Origin of the sequence: Paenibacillus cymbidii, from assembly GCF_004764705.1 — a bacterium.
GTDB classification, from domain to species: Bacteria; Bacillota; Bacilli; order Paenibacillales; family NBRC-103111; genus Paenibacillus_AN; species Paenibacillus_AN cymbidii.
On sequence record NZ_SHLX01000001.1, the window covers coordinates 391,438 to 415,816 of the forward strand.

Genomic DNA, 24,379 nt, shown 5'->3' on the forward strand with positions numbered 1-24,379 from the left:
AGAAATGCCAAGGGAGAAGATGCAGCATGTCGAACGCTACGCCTGACGAGAACGATATTCAAGAACTGTTGACCTACATTCGCCCCTGGTTCGATCGCGATACAATGTTTTTGGTCGATTCGGCCAGGCACGATTGGGCGGCGCGGCTTGCCATCGCCGCAGCGTTGCGCGATTCCGGACACGAGCAGCCGGCGCAGGCGCTGCTGGCCAGCATGGCCGGTTCGCCGCCGGTTGCCGGAGAGGCGGCCGAGCGCGAATCGGCGCGGCAACGCGCGAAGATCGAATTGGCCGATTTGTACATGGACCAGTACAAGTACGATGAAGCGGAACCGCTGCTCTGGCAAGTGCGCGAGCAATACCGGGAAGCGCCGCAGGACGATTACCTGCGGGAAGATATTTCGCTCTTGATCGCGCAGTGCCGCTTCGGTCAAGGCTTCGTGCAGGAAGCGATCGACCGGGCGGACGAAGTGCTGCGGAAGCTGCAGGCGATCGACGCCGGGGCGACGATGTTGGCCAAGACGCATCAGCAGCTTGGCTGGTTCCAACTGCACAAGATGGATGTACCCTCCGCCATGGCGCATATGAAGACGGCGATGAAGCTGGCGCCGGAGCTGGATCGGGCATTGATCGAGCAGGCGGTGGCAGCGGAATCGCAGGGCCGTTACGAGGAAGCGCTGCAGCTGTATTTTGACGCCATTCGGCTAGAGGTTTCCTCTTGACGCACGTGCTATAATGGTTCTACATCCGGAAGGAGAGAGTGCCATGGTGCGTCAGGTTCATAGCGACGAAGTCAAATCGGCCGTCTTGCGCAAACTCGGCGAACGCGGTGTTACGCTCGAGGATGTCGCCGCTATCGTTTATGAAATGCAGTCCCCTTATAATCCGCGTCTGCAGATGCAAACTTGCATGGAAAGCGTTCACGCCGTTCTGCGAAAGCGCGAACTGCAGCATGCCCTCCTGGTCGGCATCGAGCTCGATGTGCTGGCAGAGAAGGGAATGCTGTCCGAACCGCTGCAATCGATCGTTCAAGCGGACGAAGGGCTGTTCGGCTGCGACGAAACGTTGGCGTTAGGGTCCGTGCTCGGTTACGGCAGCATAGGCGTTACTACTTTCGGCCATCTGGACAAGCACAAAATCGGTATCATCCAGAAGCTGGACAACAAAACGAGCGGCATGGTCCACACGTTTCTTGACGATTTGGTGGCCAGCATCGCCGCGGCGGCATCGAGCCGGCTCGCCCATCGGCAGCGCGACGTTGATGAAGCGGAAGCGGATCGCATGGAAGAAAGCGCAAGTTGACGTTTCGGTATCAGGAGCTCCCTAATGTTGGGAGCTTTTTTTGCGTGCAGGCCCATCGATTCGGCTGCCGGTTCCGTGCGAGATGGTAACAAAATGAACGAAACTGGTTATGCTAAAGGGGAAAGGAATCGACCGACCAACCGCAAGGAGGTGATCTCGAAATGAGCTATGTGTATTGGGCCAAATTATACGACAGCAAATTTCAAGCCGGTTGCCTCGCCAAACGGATGGAGGAGGACTGGTGGATCTACGGCTACGAATGCCCGCAAACGGTAGAAGTGTACCGCTCCAAAAAAGGTAAATTCGGCGTTCGTTATATTCTTTAGGCTGAAATCCGCATTTCGGAAAAACATGGGTTGACAAGATACTTGTTCGTGGTGTATATTAGTTTTTGTCGCTATCGAATTCAATTCGAGCGTTAACGCTATCGCGGGGTGGAGCAGCCCGGTAGCTCGTCGGGCTCATAACCCGAAGGCCGCAGGTTCAAATCCTGCCCCCGCAACCAATTTTACTACCGTACATGCCGGGCCCTTAGCTCAGTTGGTTAGAGCGGTCGGCTCATAACCGATTGGTCGGGGGTTCGAGTCCCTCAGGGCCCACCACTGGAAAACCTGCTACTGGCAAGGTTTTTTTGCATTTTAAGGGGAGTTTTAGCAGGTGGAAGTGCTGTTACGGGAGCAGGGCCGAACGGGGCCATCGTCGCAATCGTGCGTCCAGTTTAAGTTGCTGCAACCGGGCAGCAATCTGCTCCAATCGTTTTGCCACGAGAGCGCGCGGCAAACAAAACTCTTCCGCAATCATTTTTTCGGCGTTGTTCGCATTCGAAAGCTCTTCCAATTCAAGGAGCATATAAACAGGGAGCGCAGCGTATAGCTGGAATCGTCCCGCTTGCCTTTCCTGATTATACTCGAACTGCTTCGGCACGTTGCGCCCTTGAAACCCCACGTGCAGCAGCGGATGGCAAATTTCATGAAAGAATGTCGCCCTGCGCTGTTCTTTCGAATCGAGTGCGTTTAAAAAGATGACGGCATATTCTTCGCACCACTCCGCAAACGGCGGACCTTCGTAGTACCGCACATCAATGCCAAAGCTGGCGGCGACGGTTTCGACATCGAGATCGGAAGCGAAACGAAAACCGCATTCGCGGTAATGGCTTTCGATCCGGCGCTCCAAGCCGTTCGGCTGATAGAAGCCAAGATTCATCCAGCAATTCCCTCCTTTCTTCGCGGGATCTGGCGACGCTTATTGATTTCGCTGCACCTTTAATGCTTTTCGATACGCGTCAATAGCAGCTTCCGCTACCATAATTTCTTCCGGAGTCAACTGTTCGGAGCCCCCATAATAAGCGCGGCCGGTGTCTCCCTCCTGAATCGGACTGGAAGATCTCCCCAGCAAATAGTCAGTCGTTGTTTCCAGAGCATCGGCGATTTTGGATAAGGCGTCCGGATCCGGTTTGCGATGGTTGGTTTCGTAACGTGACAATTGAACAATGGTAAGCTTCGATTCGGAGGCCAATTCTTTCTGTGTCATTTGTTTTCGCTCGCGGAGCTGGCGGATTCTTTCTCCCAGTTGAGACATAGGACTCCTCGTTTCGACGAAAGTTTCGGATGGATTCATCATAGCATTGCCGATTCTATTATCAACTTATATTGCCGAATTGGCAAGTAGCTGTTGACAAATACCAAAATGGTAATTTAATATGGATTTACAATTGCCAATATGGCAACTGTTGCCGCCGTAGCAAGTTTGTGCTAATACAACAAGGGAAGGGGAGCCATCGACCCTGATGGGGATGGTTATTAGATTGCGAGTCAGCATGAATTCTCTATTGTAGCGGAACGGGTTACTCATCGGGACGATCGCACGGACTGTACGTCGATCACTAGGCCCATTGGCAGAACATTGGCCGGAAAAAGGCAGATCGTTTGCCGACGGATTGGGTATGATGGAAGCAGGCTCGAAGATCGCGATAACAGGTGATGCAGTTCAGTCATTCTTGCGAGATTCCATTCGTTTGGTTATGACGTCGCCGTACAGTTCGATGACTTTGTCCCGATGGAGAAACTCGTTTTTCAGGCGGTAGTATTGATACCCTGCTTTGCCTTCTGCGTGGGACTGGCTAACGTTAAACACTTCGCAAATCGTGTCGTACTGCGGCTTCTCCAGCTTGCCGTCGCGCTCGAGCAAATCTCTGGCCAGAATCAGCATGCCGGAATAGGCGATATTTTTCGGAATGAGTCCCGGGAAGCCGAACAATTCTGCCAGTACGCTCATGCGCCGATGCACGATATTTTTCTGCGCATGCTGCAGATGGCCGGTCTGTGTTACGGAGGAACGAATGATAAAATCGTTCACCACCAGGTTGGCGGTCGTGACTTTCGCCCGTTTGCTCACTTGGCCGTTGCGGCGCAAATAAGTCGACTGTGCATGGGCTCGCAAACAGAGCGCAATGCATGCCTTGCTTACCGTCAGCTTGCGGGTGCAACCGTCGGCGCTTCGCAGCGTCAGTTCGTTCGTGGACGGATGAATGTCGTGAATCGTCAAGTTCAGCAATTCGCTGTTGCCGTCGCCGCCGACGCCTTCCATCAGCAGCTTGATCAGTACGGCGTCTTGCGCGTTGCGGCAGCCGGCTACGATCGTTTCCAATTCGTCTTCGGTAAAATATTGTTTCCGGCTGCCGTCGACGAATTGATCGTACCAGGCGGGCGCAACATGATGCAGCGGATTGTTCGTGCGGCGAAGGTTGCGTTGCAACGCCCAATCGAGATAGTTGGCCAAAGTGGATCCGTTTTGCCTGCTGGCGTTCCGCTTGGCCGGAGCAAGCGAGCGTAGCAGACGGCATAGTTGTTCCTCGTCGAAATCATACAAGTCTTTGCCAATTTCGGCTTCAAGCGCTTGAGATGCCTTAAACAAGCGCGAGAAGGTTCGGCTTGTGGCAGGTTGAAAGGAAAGCAGATAGTCGTTCTTCACCGTTTCGTTGTAAAATCCGTGCTGATAAATGACATTTGCCATAAGTTGGCACGCTCCGATTGTCAAGTTATTGCCTTACGGGAAAGGTCGCACAAATTTCGGGCATACGAATTCGCAATCGTATTGCCCGTTGATAGCCATAGTATAATTTTGAATCGGCCCTACGTCAATATTAAAAATAAAATAAACGAGGTGATCCTAATGTCCGATCCTTATGCCGAACTGCAACGCGCCGAAGGCAAGTATCGAAACGCGACGTTCAGCGATACGGATTGCATCAAAGGCTTGATCAAGCTGCGCAGCTCGCTGGATATTCTTCGTGAGAGCAGGAACGACTCGCCATGGGACGCTGCATCGGCGTCAGCGTTCAATACGGAGCTTGTGTGCCTGTATGCCGATCTGGACAAGCTGATTGCCAGAAGCCGATTGTCGAACAAGCAGCAATTCATTCTCGAACGATTGATGGATGGCTGGCATGAAGATGAGATCGCAACGCTTTTCAGGCAAAGGGTCAATCGTATTTATGCCATGCTCGATACGGCTTGCGACAAGATCAAGCGGGAGAACGATTTGATGTGGAAACACGAATTTGTGTTCATTCACTATGTAAGGATGAATTCGGGGACAAAACGCTGCTCCGGCTGCGGGAACGAATGGCCAAGGCATGAAGATTTCTACCGCAAACGTTCGGACGGCAAAGGGGACGGTTATTACGGCAAATGCAGGAGGTGCGGGCGGTGACGCAATCAGCGGCACAAATTCGGGGGAGCGCGCAGTATATTGGAGAAAGTGAAGGAGGTGAAACTAATGCGCTATACGTTTCGAACGCCGGCCGGCAACAAAACGCTGGTCACGAATCGATTCATGTCCGAGGAAGAGCGAATGGAGCTTTGGTTGACGGTCATCTACCAACCCTTCGAGGAATGGCTGCTGCAGCATAAGCATTCGTCATTGGCTCGCAGGCTCTTGAGCGATTGCGCCAATTACTTGATCAAGGATACGAACGGCGGTACAACCCTAACTCCCCGCAAAATCGAACAAGTACGCATGCGAGAGCTGACACTGAGCTCGTTGCGCAGCAGCGATCAAGCCTCGGACAGCTTCGGCGACAACGACGGCGTCCATGCGGACAATGCCCGCCATGCGGCTCAAGGGGATGCGGGCGACCGGTTTCAACGGTCCATCTATCATCTGAGGAAACAGGAGCAAGACAGGCAACGCCATGCTTCCCAAAATCAGCGCAGACGATACGTCCAATCGCGCGCATGGCGCATGGCCAAGCTTTATTCGACGCCGAAAACGACAACCTATGTTGTCGATCAGGTGGGGGAAGAACGGAACGTATTCAGCCAACCGGTCGTCGATGTCAGAACTGTCACCGTCGGCGGTCACAAAGGCATCGTCGGAATCCGGCAACCTTACGTTGCCCAGTGGTGCGTGATCGATACCGAAGGCTGTTTTACGTTTCATGGGACCCGGTATACCATATCGCCCAAGCTCAGGCGCTACCGGGTATCCGACAAATGGAACGGAAGCGTCGCTGCGGAACGGCGTGCGGCGTATGGCGGAAGCAAACCTCCTTCGCTCCATGACGTTTCGTCTCCTGCGGCGGATTGGACGAATCGGGCCGTTATGGATCGGATCCTCTGTTTTCGAATCGACGAGCGATCCTATTTTTTTGACCAGAATATAAATAAAATAAATAAGAAATACATAAGGGCTATCGAGTCCGCCGCAGGAATTGAATTCCGATGAATAGGCGTCAACAAGCCGGATGGAACCTTGAATCCTATTAAAAACAAACAGGAGATGATGAATTATGGCAGCACCACAACAATATGCCGTTCGCGAGGTTGCACTCGCCACTTTCTACGATATCAAAACGGGCAAGGCCCGCGTTCAACTGCAAAATCTGAAAACGTCGGGTTTGGAGAACAGCGCCGAAACGGTTTATGCCCGCGGCGGCCGCGGCAATGCCAAAATTGTCGGGTTTTCTTCCAACCGCGAAACGAAGGTAAAGCTGCAGGATGCGCTGATTACAAACGAAGTGCTGGCCATGCTGACGTCGAGCAACGTTGCCGTCGCTTCGGCAAATATTTACCAACGCGACGAATTGGTCGTTCATACCAATGCGGCTTCGTTGAAATTCACCCCTGCGGCAACCGGCAGCCTAATCAGCGTGTACAAGCTGAATGCCGACGGTACTCATGGCACGGAACTCACTTATACAGCCTTGACGGTTTCGTCCGGCAAATATGCCATCAGCGGCAAGACGCTTAGCTTCTTCGCCAGCGAAATCGCCGACGGGGCGAAAGTGGTCGCCTACTATAAGACCGAAACCGGCCAAGACGCCAGTTCGATCACCGTTTCGTCCGACAAATTCGCCGGCTCGTTCAAAATCGTGCTCGATTGCCTCGTGCGCGATGCTTACACGAAGCAGGACTATGCCGCGCAAATCGTCATCAATAACGCCAAGCTGCTCGACAATTTCAAATTCAGCATGGCCTCCACGGGCGATCCGACAATGCTCGACATTGAACTGGATGTTTTGAAGCCGATCAGCGGCAACGATATGTGGACGATCACCGTCTACGACGAATCGCAGCTTTCCTGATTTGCGCACGAATCAAGAATCGGAAGGGCAGGAGCATTGCTCCCGCCCTGATTCCGACATTTTGTCTCAAACGACGGCGGTAAACGTTCCACGTCATGCGCCGTGGTTTGAGCCAAAATCGGCACGGTTACGTTTTAATCTATTACGGAAAGCAGGTGTGCAGCATCGATTCGATTCATTTTACCTACAATGGGATTCATTCGGAAACGATGGGCGTCTATTTGGTCAAGTTGGGAGGGGGCATGTACAAGTCGCCGTTTCTCGCCGAACAGGAAATTATCGGTGAAACTGTGCCTGGCGTCGATACGCCGTATTTTTACGGCTTGAAGCGGACGCCGCTGAAGCTGTCGCTTGTGCTGGCAAGCGTCGATTCTGCGTTCTGGACGTTCGAGAAACGACGGGAAGTTGCGGCTTGGCTTGACAGCGGGGCGTTCGCCGAATTTTATACAGCGGATCAAGAGGACAAGCGCTTCTTCCTGCTCTACGAAGGCGGCATCGACTTGACGACCAACGGCTCGCAGGAAGGTTATGTCGAAGTGCAGTTCCGCAACATTTCTCCTTATACGTATTCGCCGGTGCAGTATCGATTCAACGATTTTTCCGCGATTTCGTCACCCGTGGCATTTACGTTCGATAACAAAGGGAATGCGGAGTTGTATCCACAATCGTTGACCATCCGGAAGTTCGGCGCCGGCAACGTGTCCGTTCTGAATAATAGCGACGGCGGCAGGGAATTCAAATTTACGGGTTTGACCGACGGGGAGACGCTCGTTGTCGAGAACGACGTTCGCCGTATTGTCACTTCGTTGCCGAATACGTACCGATACGATGCATTCAACGGCAATTATTTAAAACTCGTTTACGGTGTCAATCATTTGCTTATCACGGGTTCTTGCAGCCTGGAGTGGCATTATCGTTATGCATTCAAAGGGTAACGGAGGAAATCTAACATGCTGAACAGCGTAAATTTCCAGCAAACGCCGGAGCAGGTACGGCTGTTCCTCTGTTTGCCGGACCAAACGACGATCGCGGAATTGCAGTCGGCGTATCGCCGCACTCATACGAAGCATTATGGGGGGATCGATCAGCTCGTCTTTTCACTGCCATACCGGGTGAAAGCGGACATGAAGTTTGTGCGCAATCCGGATGTCGATCTGATCAACGGCGATTATTTGATTCGGCTGGAGCAGAACGGCGACCCGACGTATTTCGTCATCTCCAAATACCACAATACGTTGAGCGACGGCAAACAGGCAATGGAAGTGGAATGCCAGTCATTGCCGTACGAGTTGCGCAACAAAATTGTTCCGATCTACGCCGAGCAGAAAATGCTGTACGATTTCATCGGCACCAACAGTGTTTTGCATGATACGCTTCTGCGGTTGACCGAATGGACGGTAGATTATTGCGATGCGCAGGCGGCGGTGAAGCAGCGTCAATTCGATGTGTCGCAAATGACGATGCTCGATTTTTTGTTCCAGGTGGCGGAGACGTACAATGTGATTCCCGTTTTTGATACGATCCAGCGCCGCGTCTCCTTTTACCGGGAAGAAGATTACGGCTCCGATAAGGGGCTTGTTATCGACGAACGGTATTTGAAAAGCATCGAAGAGCAGGAAAACCACGAAGACATCGTCACCCGGTTGTACGGGTACGGCAAGGAACGGCTCTCATTCGCAGCGGTCAATCCCACCGGTGCGGAGTATATCGAAGATTTTTCCTATTACATGTATCCGTTCGAACAAGACGACGAAGGAAATGTACTGCGCCATTCGCAGTTTATGAGCGATAGTTTGTGCCGGGCGTTGCTTGCTTACCGGGAAACGGTAGAATCTCACCGTAACAGTTTGCACAATCTGTTAGTAGCAAGGGCAGGGCTGGTCGAACAACAGGGCCCGCTGAATGTCCAGTTGTTTTCCTTGACTGCGGATCTTGACACGATCAATGCCAATATCAATGTAAACATTCGCAGCAATCTCGATTTGACCGTCTTGAATGCGCAGAAGGTCGTCAAACTGGATGCGCTTAAAGCCAAGCAGCGCGAAATCGACGAAGCGACAGCGGACATCGGTTCCGTCACGATTGACATTACGATTACACATGCGGCGACCGCGGCGGGAACGATTCGCTTGCATATTGGCAGCGAACTGCCAATTGAAGCGACGGTATCGGCCGGCGATTCGGTCGCCGTTGTAGCCGGCAAGCTGTACGCCGCTGTTGCCGCCTTGTATCCGACGTATGCCAATGAACGTTATGTGCTGCTGCGGCCTACGTTCACGGCGACGATCAGCGGCGCCGTAGTTGCTATCACTTATTTTACGGCGGCGGAGGCAAACGATTGTCCGGTTCTGTTTACCGATGCTGCAGCGACAGGCGTAGCTGTGACCAGCACCGTTTCCGATCGCGGCGTTGATAATCAGATGGCGGCGATCAAGCGTCAGCTTGCCGTTCCGAATAACTTTACCGCCGAACAGATTGTCGAGCGCAACCGGTTCATCAAAGAAAAAGTATGGTCAGACAGCAAGTATATCGATGCACAAGATTTGTACGAAGAAGGAATTCGGCGTCTGGCATCCGTGTCGCAGCCGATTCTGACATACAGTATATCTTCCGTTGACTTTCTGAGTGCAATCAATACGCCGCACGATTGGGATCGGTTGCCGATCGGCTCCGTCGTTACTGTCCAGTATGCGCCCTTCGGCATCAACGCAAAAGTGAAAGCCAAACAGAAGAGAAATCAAACGCCGGCCAAGCAGCTGAAGGCGAAGGTCATCACGATCGAGCATGATTTGGACGGTTATGAGATAACACTCACAATCGCCAATTACAAACAAATCAAAAGCGGGTTTCTCAAATTCGGCGATCTTGTCAAATCGATTGCTTCCACCAGCGCGACAGTCGATTTTAACAAAGATGTATGGGGCCTGGCCAAAGAGGCCAATGATGCGGTAAGCCAAGTATTGAACCGGGAGTGGGATGCCGCCAAACGGGCCGTTACCGGCGACGCCGACAATAGCGTTGTCATCGACAAGCGCGGCATTACGCTGACCGATCCGCAGACGGTGAACAACATCCTGCGCATGACCAACGGCGTGATCGCCATGAGCAGCGACGGCGGCAACAGCTTCAAGACCGGCATTACGGGAAGAGGGATAGTGGCGGAGAAGCTGTTCGGCACCTTGACAGCTTCTACCCAGTTGACCATCACCAACGCCGCCGGCAACTTTACAGTCGACAGCGACGGCGTTGTCATCCAAGACATGAGCTTGTCGATTACAAGAAGCGGCAACAAGAGCCGGATTTTGCTCGACCCGCTTAACGGCTTGCGGCTGCAGGCCAACACCGGTACTGTGAGTCCGATCTGGACCGATCGTCTCGCCGCCGATTCAGAAGGCAATTTGCTCATGACCGGCCATTTTCAAACCGGCAGCGGCGCCAGCCTGTTCAAGGTTGACGGCGACGGGTTGTACATGGGGGGGAGCACTCCTGCCACGGCAAAATTCAAGGTGAATTTGAGTGGCGATGCGGTAGCCAATTCGATTACGCTGACCGATCCGGATATTACGGTGGGAAGCAACGGCTCCGTTCTGAAAATCGATAAAACGAACGGCATTTGGCTGGGAAGCAATTCGTTTGCAACCGCGCCATTCTCCGTTTCATTAGCGGGTGCGGTAACGGCAACCAACTTAAAGATTTCGACCACGCAGGTGAATGGACTGGGCAGTTTGGCCACGAAGAGTGCCGTAAATTGGAGCGCGGATATTTCCGGATCGGGAAAACCGGCCGATAATGCGGATCGGACGGAAACGACGATTAATAATGGTTTGGTAACGACCGGCAGACTGGAGGTTGGCACAGGCGCATATGGTTCGGTGAATGCGGGGATCAACGGTTCCGGCACGGCCTCAACGAGCGTTCGATTCTGGGCGGGAAATACGTTTGCCAGTTCCTCAACTGCTCCGTTTAGAGTCTTGCAGGACGGCAGATTATTTGCAAGTCAGGCCACGATTAGCGGGGAAATCAACGCAACTTCAGGCAAATTCACCGGTAGTATTTTGAGTGAAGCAACTATTACCGGTGGTACGTTCGTTGGTGGAACCATAAAAACTGCATCCTCCGGAAAAAGGATGCAGCTTGACACTAACGGGATACGTTCTTTTAACGAATTTGAGGAACTGAATGGTCTGGTCATCAGCAGCGGAAATTTCACCAACATCGATTTTTATTATCGAGGAACAAACAGAGGCGGAATTTCCCAGGCAGCGAATGCAGTATTTCTTACAACAAAAGGAACTCCAACAAGCGGTGCGGATCTGATCATTAGGGCAGAATCTTCAAATGCATACGGTGCAATTGAAATTACACCGGGTACTGCTGCTTCAGTTAAAGCTAACGGTCGTTGGGAGTTTACAGGTTCTGTAAGCGGTATAACAGCAATGTTTGCATAGATTAGGGAGTCCTTAGGTTCAGATCTTGATTTTCGGTGTTGATTCCCAAATCTCTGAATGTCATGACGACAGATTGGTTATAGATGAAATCAAATCGCAATCGAAGCATCTCTTCAGTTGTTAATTGAAGCAATAAATCGGCAGCAGATTTTTCAACAGAATTACAAAAAGTAAGTTGCATATCTTTCTGTTTTATCCTCTTGTACAAATCGTAATCATTGTCGGTCATGTAATAGAAAGCAACATTCTTATCGCGATCATAAACAACATGATGCTCTCTGGAATTTACAAACGCGACGAACTCTGGAGATTCTCTTGTAACTTCAGATTCATCCTTGGTCGTATTTTCGTTTTTCGAATCTACCTTTGGTGTTGTCGACATTTCCACCGTTTGAGTGGTGTCGTTCCATTCCACACCCAAACCGGTTATTGTGGCAACATCGCGCAGCTTCAAATAAGTACTGCCATCCACCATAACAGGTGAGCTTTCGAAAGTCACTTTCTGTCCATCCAAAGTGATGGGCAAACCAGGCCGTAAGTAAGCCTCGATTTTTTGTAAACCATCTTCGGCCATCACTTGAACAGAAACCATTAATGCGGCGCCTGCAAGAGCACCAATCAAATATTTTCGCATGTTTGCGTTCCTCCGATTTTCATTTCGATCCATATTGTACCATTCATGCTTCAGTAGGTAAATAATAAATATGCGCCAATCCCAAGCGAACAGGAGGTGGCTAGTTTGGCGACGCTTAATGTGACCAGTATCGGGCAGACGGCGGTACAATTTTATATTTCCGATCTTGGCTCGCCGTGGAATAGCAGTAACTATAAAAAAGCTGCAATGGGCAGCAGCATGATAACGAATGGGCAAACAAACGATCCTCCGATTTACAGCGGGGGAGCTGCTGCTGTCTATCCGCCGACTCTTGGCACTTCTTACACGACCAGTTGGGGCGATGCGACGGGATTTACTGCGGGCAACCTTTACAATGGTTACGGGTATGCACAAGCGGCGAACGGTTCGTGGTACAATGCCGGTTCCGTTTCATTTCGCACGAAGCCTCCCAACCTGACGGGATTAAGCGGTTATAGCGGAGTCTCGAATGGCAACCCGTATGTTCGATTAAGTTGGGCGCAAGCGAACGGCGCCACCCAATATTCTATTACTTGGACAGGAACGTATAGCGGAAGCGCTTCTGTCGGTGCGCAATCGAGCGCGGATATTGTAGATACGATTGTTTTCGGCGGTACCTACTATTTTACGGTTACTCCCATTAACGCAAGCGGAAGCGGCGGCAGTCAAACGACGAATGGAATTTTCGTTAGCATTCCGCTTCCGAGTGGAACGCCATTTGTCTCGTTATCCGCATCTTCCAATCGAACAATCAATGCGTCATGGACGGCCGTTACGTATGCCACCAATTACAAGGTTACTTACCAAAGAACCGGTATAACCGAAACAACGGCCGACAACACGGCCAGCACGAGCGTAAGCTTCCAGGTCGATGCCGAATACAAGCAATATACGATCAAAGTGACGCCACAGAATAGCAGTGGCTCGGGCACACCTGACAGCAAAACCGTTTGGTCGTTGGATGAAACTGCTCCGAGCATCAACACTTTTTTTGTTACGGAAGAATTAGCTAATGAAATAACTGTTTACTCAAGCGGAAACGATTCGGGTTCGGGGATTGCAGAATATCGGTTTTACCAAGACGGCAGTTATCGGGGCAAAACCGTAGGATCCGGCGGGGTCTATTTTACGTACAAAGATTTAACGCCCAACCATACATATACACTTGACGTCCGAGCAGTCGATCAGGTGAATCTCCTTTCCCCCGAAACGGGCATCACCAAAATTTACGGGAAAACCAAGTATGCAAGACCGCAAAATTTTGAATGGTTATCGCCGAAAACGTCGGGCGAAAGCTTCAGTTTGACCGCTTATGAATGGAATCAATTTACAGCGCGGATTGATTTGTTTCGGCAATATAAAGGGTTGAATGCTTACGGATTTACTACAATTACGCCGAATACGCCCGTTTATGCATGGATTTTTAATCAAGCGGTGAACGGTTTGAGCGGTTTGGCCGGTTATATGGGGACGAACGCCATTCCGCCCGAAAAGAATACCGGCGATTCGATTCAAGCCTCTTTGTTCACAAATATGGTGCTGTCTCTCAATTCTATCCCCTAATCTGTTCTCGAAAGGAGCGTTTCCAACATGTCGGCTTTTGACTATAAGCTCAGTACGATTACGAAATATCGAGCGGGTACGATTGACGATCCGTACATCGACATCAACGAAACTCAAAAAATCATTCGCAATCGGGCCCAGCTCAGCGAAATTCCGAACCATTTCCACCGTGTTGTCGTAGAGGGATTTACGGAAGTTTCGGAATTGGACGGTGAACTGGAACCGACTCAATTCCTGGTCGATTATCAGGAAGGCATCGTTCATTTTCATGAGAATGCGGAAGGTAGTACCCGCTCTTTCGTCTACAAAGGGCGGGGCAATCATTATGTTTCCGCGGCGCGTGTCTGGACGCAGTACGAGAATGGCGAAGTGACGCAAACGTTGGAGGATATGATCGTTGCAGGAACCGAGGCCTTGGAAGGTATGGCCGAATTGACGGAAGCGGTGGCCGAGGCACAGGAAGCGGTGAATGATGCGCAATCGGCTTTGACGGATCTGGAGAGCGCGAACGCTGCCATCCAGGCAGCGGAGACAACAAGAGCGACTGCCGAGACGTCGCGCACAGCAGCTGAAACATCGCGGGCGACTGCGGAGACCGGTCGGGCTACGGCCGAATCGGGCCGGGTAACGGCAGAAACAAGCAGGGTGAGCGCGGAAACGACGAGAGCCGGCAACGAAACGACCCGGCAGTCGAACGAGTCGATACGCCAAACGCAAGAGACGGCGCGCCAGACGAATACGACGGCAGCCATCAACAGCGCCAACAATGCGGCTGCAGCGCTGGCGCATAAAGGGACGTACAGTGCCGCGACGGCCTACGTCCCGAACAATATCGTCCAGTACAACGGCACCGCGTATATGTGCGTGGCCAACACGACGGGCAATACGCCAAGCTCCGCTTCCGCGTATTGGAAGAAGCTGAACAACTTCAACTGGCTCGGCACCTACTCGTCCGCTACGACATACATGTTCGGCGATTGTGTCGTCGACAGCGTCAACCAGAATGTGTATATGTCCATTGCCGACGCGAATCTGAACAATGCGCTGACGGTGACGGCAAAATGGCAATTGCTCGTTTCGGCGGCGAACGCGATTGCATCACTCACAACGACGAATACGAACATTTCCAGCGCCGAGTCCGGGCGGGTAGCGGCCGAAACTGCACGCGTTACGGCAGAGACGGGCCGAGTCAACGCGGAATCGGCGCGTGCCACTGCGGAAACAAGCCGCAGCACGGCAGAGGGCGGGCGTGCCAGTGCGGAAACCGCTCGCGGATCGGCGGAAACAACAAGGCAAACGAATGAAACGAACCGGCAAACGAATGAAACGAACCGGGGGACCGCCGAAACGACCAGGTCGACAGCGGAAAGCGCCCGGGTGACGGCCGAATCGGGCCGGGTAACGGCAGAAACAAGCAGGGCGAACGCGGAAACGGCTAGAGCCGGCAACGAAACGACCCGGCAGTCGAACGAGTCGACTCGCCAAACGCAAGAAACGGCGCGCCAGACGAATACGGCAGCTGCCATCACCAGCGCCAACAATGCGGCTGCAGCGCTGGCGCATAAAGGGTTGTACAGTGCCGCGACGGCGTACGTGCCGAACAATATCGTCCAGTACAACGGCACCGCGTACATGTGTGTGGCCAATACGACGGGCAATGCGCCAGGCTCGGCTTCCGCGTATTGGAAGAAGCTGAATAACTTTAACTGGCTCGGCACATATTCAACTTCGACGACATACATGTATGGTGACTGTGTTGTTGATAGTATTAATCAGAATGTTTATATCTCGATTGCAGATTCCAATTTGAATAATGCACTATCGATTACTGCAAAATGGCAACTTCTTGTTTCTGCTGCAAGTACTATTGCAACACTCAATACTACTAATACCAATGTTACAAATGCAGAGTCTGCCCGAGTTACAGCAGAAAGTGGGCGTGTAACAGCAGAGACGGGCCGTGTGAATGCAGAGACGTCTCGTGTAACTGCGGAAAGTGGGCGGGTATCAGCAGAATCGAGCAGGGTGACCGCTGAATCTGGCAGAGACTCGGCAGAAACAACACGTGGTACGAATGAAACTACTCGACAATCCAATGAATCAACAAGGCAAACAAATGAAACCAATCGTGGAAACGCAGAAACGGTAAGAGCATCTGCTGAGTCAGGAAGAGTCACAGCGGAAAGTGGTCGAGTTTCGGCTGAAACAACTAGAGGGAGTAACGAAACGGCAAGGCAGTCAAATGAATCGACTAGACAGTCGCAGGAAACCACACGTCAAACAAATACAACGAATGCAATAAATAATGTCAATGCGGTTGCTAATGCCACAAAACATTTAGGAGCCTATAATGGTTCAATCGCTTATGTACCCAATAATGTTGTTTCCTACAATGGATCTTCTTATATGAACATCGTCGCCTGTACTGGAATCTTACCAACAGATACTTCAAAATGGCAGTTGGTCTCCCAAAAAGGCGATCAGGGAATTCAAGGTAATCAGGGGGTACAGGGACCGAAAGGTAGCCAATGGAGAGGCGCATACAACGGGGCAACGGCTTATTTAGTTGATGATGTTGTTTCTTTTAATGGTAGTTCATACATATGTATCCTAGCTTCTACTGGTAACGCACCAACTAACACAACTTATTGGTCCATAGTCGCTGCCAAAGGTGCAGATGGGGCAGGATCAGGAACAGTTACAAATGTAACATCAGCAAATAGCGATATTACTGTTGCGAATGGTACGAGCACTCCTACGCTAACACTCAATTCAGGTACAGGGGCAAATCAGATTGTCAAATTAGATGGCAGTGGGAAACTACCGCTAACAGCGATCCCAACAAGTATTACTCCTGACTGGTCGAATGTAACCAATAAGCCAACCTCAATTGTATCTGATATCGATGATGCGGTTAGCAAAAAACATTCTCATTCCAATAAAGCTGTATTAGATGCGACCACGGAGAGTTTTACGACTACTTATAAATCAAAGATAGACGGGATATCATCTCAAGCAACGAAGACAACTGTTACATCAGTAGGTAGTGGAAATATTGAGATCGATGGTGTAACCAAGAATGTTTACTCACATCCGGCGGGTGAGGGAAATCATCATGTCCCTGCAACTGGAACAAGCAATAATGGAAAGTTTCTGAAAGCTGGAGCAACTGCCGGAAGTGAATCTTGGACATCAATAACCGTTGGAGATGTATCTGGCGCTGCTCCTTTGGCATCTCCAAATTTCACTGGGACAGTTGTACTACCAAGCACAACATCAATTGGAAATGTATCAGCGACTGAATTGGGATATCTCGATGGTGTTTCTAGTCCGATTCAAACACAATTAAATCAGTTGGCTGACTCGGATACTACAGGAAAAGTGTGGACACACAGTTCAAATGAGATTATCGGCTGGTGGAACTCTGTCTGCTATGGCAATGGTCTATTCGTTGCTATTGGTGGAAGTATAAATGGCCTATGGTCTGTTATCACTAGTCCAGACGGTATCAATTGGACTGGTAGGGTAGCTCCCGATGGAACGGGATGGAATGCTATTTGTTTTGGCAATGGTATGTTTGTAGTTGTTCCAACTGAAAATGGAACAGGATACGTTCTTTCATCCTCAGACGGAATAAGCTGGACAAAACGAAGTTCGGCTCCTGGTGATTACACTTCGATATGTTATGGCAATGGTCTTTTTGTAGCTGTGAATAATAATAGTAGTATCAATCAGGTCATGACTTCACCAGATGGAATTAACTGGACTACGCATTCGACACCATCCAGTGATTGGAGATCCATTTGTTATGGCAATGGGATATTTGTAGCTGTATCTGATTATGACTCAGGGGGCAAATATGTGATGACCTCCCCTGACGGAATCACTTGGACTGATTACACGACATCTGATAGACACTGGGAGGCTGTCTGCTATGGAGATGGTCTGTTTGTCGTCGTAGGTACGAGTGGAACAGGCGACCGTGTTATGACAAGCCCCGATGGCGAGACATGGACACTTCGTAATAGTGCGGCTGATCATTACTGGCAATCAGTTTATTACGGGGATGGGCTGTTCGTTGCTGTTGGATACTCGGGTTCCTCTGCAACCAATCTAGTCATGACTTCCCCAGATGGAATTAATTGGACTGGTAGGACGACAGAAACGGATGAATGGTATGGAGTCTGCTATGGGAATGGTGTATTCGTAGCCACAGCTCAAAATGGTGCAGAAGGAAGTATCATGACGTCTGGAAAAACAGTTACGGACTTGAGCGAATTCGCTTCGAAACGTTATGTTCAAGACACTCTTGGCGGACGTGGGACGGTTGCAACTGGGTATTACGCCCATGCAGAGGGAGGATATACAGTTGCAGAAAGTCGCGGTGCCCACACTGAAGGTCAATTCACCAGAGTCAATATAACTTACACCGACGTTGAGGGTGGAAATCTAAGTATAAACCCTGACTTAACACTCGAAAATTACGATGAAATGATTCCTTATGCAGGCCATGCTGAGGGATACGATACCCTAGTGACGGGAATGGGTGGTCATGCTGAAGGGATGCATACAAAAGCTACTTTTATAGCTGCACACGCTGAGGGATGGTCCACAGAAGCATCAGGTTCTGCGTCTCATGCTGAAGGATCTGGCACAACTGCATCTAATAATTACGCCCATTCTGAAGGTAGTTACACAATTGCATCTGGAGAGAGTTCCCATGCTGAGGGTAGTAACACAACTGCATCTGGTTCTTCTTCTCATGCTGAGGGACTAGGAACAGAGGCATCTGGTGACTATTCCCATGCTGAAGGATATCAAACAACTGCATCTGGCGATTATTCACATGCCCAAAATGAAAGAACTATTGCAGCTGGTAAAAGCCAGACTGTTATCGGTAAATTTAATAGCCCTCAAGGACATTCAGAATCACTTTCATCTTCGGATTTGGCATTGATTGTTGGCAAGGGTACAAGTGATTCTGCTCGTTCTAATGCGTTGGAGCTATCATGGGAAGGAATTATGAGCCTTTCTGGAGATGTTAATATTGGATTAGAAGATACTTGGACTATTAGAAGTAGTGCTGCTGATAATGCATGGATGTCAGTTTGTTATGGTAATGGAATGTTTGTCGCCGTTGCGCAATCAGGTACTAGTGGCAACCGCGTTATGACATCTCCTGATGGTATTAACTGGACTACTAGAATTCCTGCTGCTGATAATAGCTGGAATTCAGTTTGTTATGGTAATGGAATGTTTGTCGCCGTTGCGCAATCAGGTACTAGTGGCAAGTATGTTATGACATCTCCTGATGGAATTAACTGGACGAGTCGTTCTAGTGCAGCAGATAATGCATGGCGTTCGGTTTGCTATGGCAATGGAATGTTTGTAGCCGTAGCATATACTGGTACTGGTAATCGAGTAATGACATCTACCAATGGTATTAACTGGACTATTAGAAGTAGTGCTGCCAATAATGACTGGCTTTCGGTTTGCTACGGAAATGGATTGTTTGTGGCAGTATCATGGACTGGTACTGGTAATCGGGTAATGACATCCCCTGATGGAATTACTTGGACCTCTAGAACCAGTGCTGCTGACAATGAATGGCAGTCGGTATGCTATGGCAATGGATTATTTGTGGCCGTAGCAGCTACTGGCACTGGTAATCGAGTAATGACATCTGCTGATGGAATTACTTGGACTGCAAGGACGTATCCTATTGATAACGGCTGGCTTTCAGTTTGTTATGCTAATGGATTATTCGTAGCGGTAGCATGGACTGGTACTAATGGCAAGTATGTTATGAGTTCTCCTGATGGCATTAACTGGACGAGTCGTTCTAGTGCTGCTGATAACCAATGGCGTTCAGTTTGTTATGGCAATGGAATGTTTGTCGCCGTTGCGCAATCTGGTACTGGTAATCGCGTGATGACAAATAATTTACTTCTTAAAAATAGATTGAGCACGCTGGCAAATGATCTTAATTCAATGAAATCAAATTGGGGGGCGTTCTAATGGGAGTGGTAGATAAGCGTTTGGGCAAGGGTACACTAACAACGAGTAATGCAACACTTTACACTGTACCAAACAGTACAACGACGTACATTAAGGCAGTCAATATCTGCAACATATCGGGCAGTAGTGCAACGGTTACGTTAAAATTTGCAGGAACCGAGATTCTAAATGGTCAAGCTATTGAAGCGAACAATAGCCTTGCTGTTTTCTTTGATCAGATTTTAAATGCAACGGAATTGATTGAAGGACTTGCTAGCGCAGGATCTGCGATCACGTACTACATCAGTGGTAAAGAGGTAAGCTAATTATGCCGAATATCAATGATCTAAAGATAAACAATCGTAAGACGAAGAATGATACGGATATAGGCAAAGGATTGATCGCTAATGCTCTAACTGGCGCTGGAGTACCAGCGACTAGTATAGATTCCTTTGCTACCTTGGCTTCAGATATCGCTGATACAAAGGTTATGCCAGGTATAAATTGGACTTCACGGACAAGTGTAATAAACTATGATTGTAGGTGTGTTTGCTACGGGAATGGTTTATTTGTAGCCGTGGCAGCTCCTACTAGTACTCTTACTGGAAGCCTTGTAGCGACCTCTCCTGACGGAATAAGCTGGACTGCTAGAACACCTGCGGATAGTAACTCTTGGAACTCTGTCTGCTATGGAAACGGCTTATTTGTAGCAGTATCAAATACTGTCGGTACAGGTGCTCGGATCATGACTTCACCTGATGGTATTAATTGGACTGCAAGAAGTAGTGATGCTGATACTATATGGCAATCAGTTTGTTATGGTGATGGGCTCTTCGTTGCAGTATCAGATGCAACTAGCGGTGTAGAAACTCGCGTGATAACCTCTCCCGATGGCGTTAACTGGACTTCTAGAACGAGTCCCATTCAATCGTGGCAGTCTGTCTGTCATGGCAATGGACTATTTGTAGCTGTTGCATCTACTGGAACAGGCAATAGAGTCATGACCTCTCCAGATGGTATCAACTGGACTAGCCGAACAAGTGCTGCTGACCATATGTGGAACTCCGTTTGCTACGGGAATGGTCTATTCGTTGCTGTGAACCCTTCCCATACAGGCGGTAAATTCCCAGTACTGACCAATGAATCCGTAATGATTTCTCCAGATGGTATTGACTGGGAGCTAATCACTTTTGATGTGTCATTAAGTTGGTATTCCGTTTGTTATGGAAATGGATTATTTGTGGCAGTAGGACGCTCTGGTACAGACCGAGTGATGACAAGTTTAGATGGCATGAGCTGGACTCTAAGGGCAGGTATAGCAAGTAAAAACTGGAGTTCTGTTTGTTACGGAAATGGTATCTTTGTAGCGACAAAGACTAGCGACGTTAGCGAAAATAGTGTTATAACCTCAGGTGAAATGTTAGCCCCAGAACTACCTGTCTTATTCGAAGACTATACTGATGGAAAGTCTCTCATTGCCGCGGCCATTACGAATCAAGGAGTTTCAACTTCTTCCTCGGACTCCCTTACTACGATGGCAACAAAAATTGGAACAATTGAAACCGCAGTACTACCAGGAATAAAGTGGACTTCTAGAACACAGGCCAATAATAATAATTGGCAATCAGTGTGCTACGGTAATGGACTCTTTGTAGCTATAGCAAATTCAGGTACAGGAAATCAAGTGATGACTTCACCTGACGGAATCACTTGGACAGAAAGAACTACCCCAGTAAACAATTATTGGAATTCAATTTGTTACGGCAATGGTTTGTTCGTTGCTGTTTCCTTTGATAGTTCTAACAACCAAGTAATGACAAGTCCAAATGGAACTACTTGGACTGCCAGAACAAGCGCAAATGACAACTGGTGGCAGTCCGTTTGTTACGGCAATGGTTTATTTGTCGCTGTAGCAGGTACAGGCAGTGGTAATAGAGTCATGACTTCACCGGATGGCATCAACTGGACTTCTCGAACGAGTGCTGCTAATAATTACTGGCTCTCCGTTTGTTATGGAAATGGGCTATTTGTTGCCGTGTCAGGTACAGGAACTGGAAATAGAGTTATGACAAGTACGGATGGTATTAACTGGACAAGCAGAACAAGTGCTGCTGACAATGCTTGGGTCTCTGTATGTTATGGGAATGGCTTGTTCGTTGCCGTTTCAACCAATGGAACTGGAAATCGAGTTATGACTTCACCAGATGGTATTAACTGGACAATCCGTACAAGTGCTGCTAATAATAGCTGGTATGGAATTGGCTATGGGAATGGTCTGCATGTAGCTGTAGGTGCATCGGGAACAGGCAATCGCGTTATGACAAGCCCCGATGGTGAGACGTGGACTATACAAACAAGTACTGCGGATAATAACTGGAATTCAGTCTGTTATGGTAATGGTACATTCGTCGCGGTAGCTACAAATGGACCAGGGAACCTCGTGATGACTTCGGGTATATCAGGACAGCTTGGCACTTATCTAGGTACAGTAAGTAGTGAAAAAGACGCTATCATACAATCAATTATTGCACGTGGCGGTTCATCTGCATCTCAGGGAGATACATTACAAACATTAGCGGAGAAGATTAATGCATTACCTGCCTTACGTGCGGGAGTGATGTGGACAAATCGTACAAGCGCAGCAGATAATACATGGCGTTCAATCTGTTACGGTAATGGATTGTTCGTAGCTGTAGCTCAATCTGGTACGGGAAACCGCGTTATGACGAGTCCAGACGGTATAAACTGGACCATAAGAAGTAGTGCTGCTGATAACAATTGGAACTCAGTTTGTTATGGCAATGGGTTATTTGTAGCGGTAGCAACTTCTGGAACAGGAAACCGTGTCATGACAAGTCCTGACGGCATTAACTGGACTATAAGAACAAGCGCAGCAGATAATACATGGCAATCACTTTGTTACGGCAATGGGTTGTTCGTAGCCGTATCCTCTGATGGTACGGGAAACCGCGTTATGACGAGTCCAGAAGGTATTAACTGGACTATAAGAAGTAGTGCTGCAGATAATCAATGGATGTCAGTTTGTTATGGTAATGGATTATTTGTAGCTGTATCTGTTTCTGGAACAAACAACAGAGTCATGACAAGTCCTGACGGCATTAACTGGACTATAAGAACAAGCGCAGCAGATAATCAATGGGCCTCTGTTTGTTATGGCTATGGCCTGTTTGTAGCGGTATCTGTCAATGGGACTAATAGGGCTATGACAAGCCCTGATGGAATAAACTGGACTATCCGAAGTGCAGGGGGATTCTATTGGTACTCTGTTTGTTATGCCAATGGTCTGTTTGTCGCAGTCGCTTATGATGGGCCCGCAATGACATCTTCAGATGGAATCAACTGGACTATCCGATCAACACCTACGGGGGCTAGTGTCAACTGGAACTCAGTTTGTTATGGTAATTGGATGTATGTAGCAGTAGCAACTTCTGGATCAGGAAATAGAGTGATGACTTCCTCCGCAATTGTCTAACTAACGCATATGAGGGTTTTTAAGACCAGCATTTCGGTTATAGGTTACATCTGAAAACTAGCAAATAAACAAAATAATATTATTAACAGGAGGAATTACAATGGCATTAACACTACAAGAAATCATAAACGAAGCGGAGTTCTAGTCCCGAATCCATATTCAAACGCGGACAAGGTAACATGGCTGAATATGATCAATCAGGAGTTTTTCGATATTGTGAAGATTCCGAAAGCAGCAACATTTACGCCACGCAATATATAAATCACTTCTCTTTGATCCTGTACAACCTAGTCAAAATTATTTTACGTTTAATGATTCCACACAAGTCATTACATTGACTCCAGCACCAACACAAGCAGGGATTACAGGTATTGTTCGGTATTATAGTATTGGTATAACAACATTTGTAAGTGGAACACTTAATGCTAGTCCAGATGCACCAAGCGAATATCAATGAATTTATATGGCAGGACTATGTGAAAAGATTGCTAGAGCGATGGATGATGTTAATAAAGCAAATAATTATGGTGCTGATTATCGGAATGTCCTTACAGTAGCCGCACAGAACTATCAGAAACTCGGCTAATTAGGGGGAGATATCTTTGAAGAAGATTGAAGTCCCTATAACTGTGACATGGAATCCTTCCAGTGTAACGGATCATCAGCGGAAACACATCATGGTTTCAAAAGTAAATTGGCAAGTACCATCTTCTGTTGAAAAAATAAATCCAAGAATAACGTAGAGAAGCCAGATCAAACAGGCTTCCTACTGTTCATGAACAGAAGAAAAAAGAAACTAGAATGAAGCCAGAACATAATTGGACTGGCGATCGAAGCGGCGCTGAGGCATAACCACTTTATCAATGCCGGCTCCTTCAGCATGCAGAAGAAGGCCAACATGTATCGTATCTGCGAAGTGTGTCAATCGTTCCATGAGCACAACTTGCGTCTTAGTGTTGTCCTTCGTCGCACCGTCAGTAGCAGGAGTGGCAAAGGAAGCCAATGGAAACATATTCCTTCCAAAAAGATACCGAGCAGGCGAAGCGATCACAAGGCAAGTCATACGCTAGCAGCACGGCCGTCCCGACAAAGAGGAAGAAGTAGTGATGGAGATGGGTTACCGGCCCAGCATTGAAGTCCGGAACATCCCGCCCGAGCAGATCGCGGTGCATGTATAGCGGCTGGGTTATTTTGTTTGCTGGCGACAAATGTGAGAGATACGGCGTAATTCTTTACTTTGGAGGTGCTCTAGGAGTACAAGGAGCAAAGCTACCTGAAATTGCACCTTTAATTCCTCAAGAAGCACTGTTCTTGAAAATGTCGAAATGTATCGAAGCGCTCAGTTGCCTGCTGTATTTCGC

The 24,379-nt window shown here is 49.0% G+C and carries 16 protein-coding genes and 2 tRNA genes; 14 read left to right on the top strand and 4 right to left on the bottom strand.

Going from position 1 to position 24,379, the window contains the following annotated elements; all coding sequences use genetic code 11:
- The first annotated feature begins 26 nt into the window (after positions 1-26).
- From EXY20_RS01635 to EXY20_RS01650, 5 genes are all read left to right on the top strand, one after another.
- Positions 27-719 carry a tetratricopeptide repeat protein gene (locus EXY20_RS01635; protein WP_135546931.1) on the top strand — a complete coding sequence of 231 codons (693 nt, stop codon included), beginning with the start codon at positions 27-29 and terminating at the stop codon, positions 717-719.
- Positions 720-762: 43 nt separating this feature from the next.
- The gene (locus EXY20_RS01640) at positions 763-1,299 is read left to right on the top strand and encodes a phosphatidylglycerophosphatase A family protein (RefSeq protein WP_135546933.1); all 537 of its coding nucleotides are present in this window, start codon (positions 763-765) and stop codon (positions 1,297-1,299) included.
- 161 nt (positions 1,300-1,460) lie between these two features.
- A complete protein-coding gene (locus EXY20_RS38750; protein ID WP_167858931.1) occupies positions 1,461-1,625 on the top strand; it encodes a hypothetical protein in 165 nt (54 codons plus the stop codon).
- 102 nt (positions 1,626-1,727) lie between these two features.
- Positions 1,728-1,804 (top strand) — tRNA-Met (locus tag EXY20_RS01645).
- A 20-nt stretch (positions 1,805-1,824) separates the two neighbouring features.
- Positions 1,825-1,901: transfer RNA gene (locus tag EXY20_RS01650), tRNA-Ile, on the top strand.
- A gap of 67 nt (positions 1,902-1,968) precedes the next feature.
- On the opposite strand, the gene EXY20_RS01655 is transcribed toward EXY20_RS01650, so the two are convergent.
- The 3 genes from EXY20_RS01655 to EXY20_RS01665 form a co-directional block, all read right to left on the bottom strand.
- On the bottom strand, positions 1,969-2,502 hold the full coding sequence (locus tag EXY20_RS01655) for an ImmA/IrrE family metallo-endopeptidase (RefSeq protein ID WP_135546935.1): 534 nt from the start codon (positions 2,500-2,502) through the stop codon (positions 1,969-1,971).
- A 39-nt stretch (positions 2,503-2,541) separates the two neighbouring features.
- Positions 2,542-2,877 (bottom strand): helix-turn-helix domain-containing protein, encoded by a 336-nt coding sequence (locus EXY20_RS01660; protein ID WP_135546937.1) that lies wholly within the window; start codon positions 2,875-2,877, stop codon positions 2,542-2,544.
- Between the two features lie 408 nt (positions 2,878-3,285).
- On the bottom strand, positions 3,286-4,311 hold the full coding sequence (locus EXY20_RS01665; protein ID WP_135546939.1) for a phage lytic cycle repressor MrpR family protein: 1,026 nt from the start codon (positions 4,309-4,311) through the stop codon (positions 3,286-3,288).
- A gap of 159 nt (positions 4,312-4,470) precedes the next feature.
- Here EXY20_RS01665 and EXY20_RS01670 point away from each other — a divergent pair, with 159 nt between their 5' ends.
- From EXY20_RS01670 to EXY20_RS01690, 5 genes are all read left to right on the top strand, one after another.
- Entirely contained in the window at positions 4,471-5,010 is a 540-nt protein-coding gene (locus EXY20_RS01670) for a hypothetical protein (RefSeq protein ID WP_135546941.1), read from the top strand.
- Positions 5,011-5,076: 66 nt separating this feature from the next.
- Positions 5,077-6,024, top strand: coding sequence for a hypothetical protein (locus EXY20_RS01675; RefSeq protein WP_135546943.1), 948 nt, complete (start codon positions 5,077-5,079; stop codon positions 6,022-6,024).
- A 64-nt stretch (positions 6,025-6,088) separates the two neighbouring features.
- Positions 6,089-6,883 carry a hypothetical protein gene (locus EXY20_RS01680; RefSeq protein ID WP_135546945.1) on the top strand — a complete coding sequence of 265 codons (795 nt, stop codon included), beginning with the start codon at positions 6,089-6,091 and terminating at the stop codon, positions 6,881-6,883.
- 155 nt (positions 6,884-7,038) lie between these two features.
- The gene (locus tag EXY20_RS01685; protein WP_167858932.1) at positions 7,039-7,818 is read left to right on the top strand and encodes a phage tail family protein; all 780 of its coding nucleotides are present in this window, start codon (positions 7,039-7,041) and stop codon (positions 7,816-7,818) included.
- 15 nt (positions 7,819-7,833) lie between these two features.
- Positions 7,834-11,331, top strand: a complete 3,498-nt coding sequence (locus tag EXY20_RS01690) for a phage tail protein (RefSeq protein WP_135546949.1) — start codon at positions 7,834-7,836, stop codon at positions 11,329-11,331.
- A gap of 1 nt (position 11,332) precedes the next feature.
- Here the strand turns inward: EXY20_RS01690 and EXY20_RS01695 are convergent, their stop codons facing one another.
- Positions 11,333-11,965, bottom strand: coding sequence for a stalk domain-containing protein (locus tag EXY20_RS01695; RefSeq protein WP_167858933.1), 633 nt, complete (start codon positions 11,963-11,965; stop codon positions 11,333-11,335).
- A 105-nt stretch (positions 11,966-12,070) separates the two neighbouring features.
- Between EXY20_RS01695 and EXY20_RS01700 the strand changes: the two genes are divergently transcribed.
- From EXY20_RS01700 to EXY20_RS01715, 4 genes are read left to right on the top strand one after another with little or no spacing between them, the layout of a single operon-like run.
- Positions 12,071-13,528: a fibronectin type III domain-containing protein gene (locus EXY20_RS01700; RefSeq protein WP_135546953.1), complete on the top strand. Its 1,458-nt coding sequence runs from the start codon at positions 12,071-12,073 to the stop codon at positions 13,526-13,528.
- 27 nt (positions 13,529-13,555) lie between these two features.
- A complete protein-coding gene (locus EXY20_RS01705) occupies positions 13,556-19,546 on the top strand; it encodes a hypothetical protein (protein WP_135546955.1) in 5,991 nt (1,996 codons plus the stop codon).
- Positions 19,546-19,851, top strand: a complete 306-nt coding sequence (locus EXY20_RS01710; RefSeq protein WP_135546957.1) for a hypothetical protein — start codon at positions 19,546-19,548, stop codon at positions 19,849-19,851. The genes EXY20_RS01705 and EXY20_RS01710 overlap by 1 nt, the downstream gene beginning before the upstream one ends.
- 2 nt (positions 19,852-19,853) lie before the next feature.
- The gene (locus tag EXY20_RS01715; protein ID WP_135546959.1) at positions 19,854-23,018 is read left to right on the top strand and encodes a beta propeller repeat protein; all 3,165 of its coding nucleotides are present in this window, start codon (positions 19,854-19,856) and stop codon (positions 23,016-23,018) included.
- The last annotated feature ends 1,361 nt before the right edge of the window (positions 23,019-24,379 follow it).

Bases quoted from the DNA above. Each gene is read 5' to 3' on its own strand.
- EXY20_RS01635 (WP_135546931.1), top strand. From the start codon at position 27: ATGTCGAACGCTACGCCTGACGAGAACGATATTCAAGAACTGTTGACC.
- EXY20_RS01640 (WP_135546933.1), top strand. From the start codon at position 763: ATGGTGCGTCAGGTTCATAGCGACGAAGTCAAATCGGCCGTCTTGCGC.
- EXY20_RS38750 (WP_167858931.1), top strand. From the start codon at position 1,461: ATGAGCTATGTGTATTGGGCCAAATTATACGACAGCAAATTTCAAGCC.
- EXY20_RS01655 (WP_135546935.1), bottom strand. From the start codon at position 2,502: ATGAATCTTGGCTTCTATCAGCCGAACGGCTTGGAGCGCCGGATCGAA.
- EXY20_RS01660 (WP_135546937.1), bottom strand. From the start codon at position 2,877: ATGTCTCAACTGGGAGAAAGAATCCGCCAGCTCCGCGAGCGAAAACAA.
- EXY20_RS01665 (WP_135546939.1), bottom strand. From the start codon at position 4,311: ATGGCAAATGTCATTTATCAGCACGGATTTTACAACGAAACGGTGAAG.
- EXY20_RS01670 (WP_135546941.1), top strand. From the start codon at position 4,471: ATGTCCGATCCTTATGCCGAACTGCAACGCGCCGAAGGCAAGTATCGA.
- EXY20_RS01675 (WP_135546943.1), top strand. From the start codon at position 5,077: ATGCGCTATACGTTTCGAACGCCGGCCGGCAACAAAACGCTGGTCACG.
- EXY20_RS01680 (WP_135546945.1), top strand. From the start codon at position 6,089: ATGGCAGCACCACAACAATATGCCGTTCGCGAGGTTGCACTCGCCACT.
- EXY20_RS01690 (WP_135546949.1), top strand. From the start codon at position 7,834: ATGCTGAACAGCGTAAATTTCCAGCAAACGCCGGAGCAGGTACGGCTG.
- EXY20_RS01695 (WP_167858933.1), bottom strand. From the start codon at position 11,965: ATGCGAAAATATTTGATTGGTGCTCTTGCAGGCGCCGCATTAATGGTT.
- EXY20_RS01705 (WP_135546955.1), top strand. From the start codon at position 13,556: ATGTCGGCTTTTGACTATAAGCTCAGTACGATTACGAAATATCGAGCG.
- EXY20_RS01710 (WP_135546957.1), top strand. From the start codon at position 19,546: ATGGGAGTGGTAGATAAGCGTTTGGGCAAGGGTACACTAACAACGAGT.
- EXY20_RS01715 (WP_135546959.1), top strand. From the start codon at position 19,854: ATGCCGAATATCAATGATCTAAAGATAAACAATCGTAAGACGAAGAAT.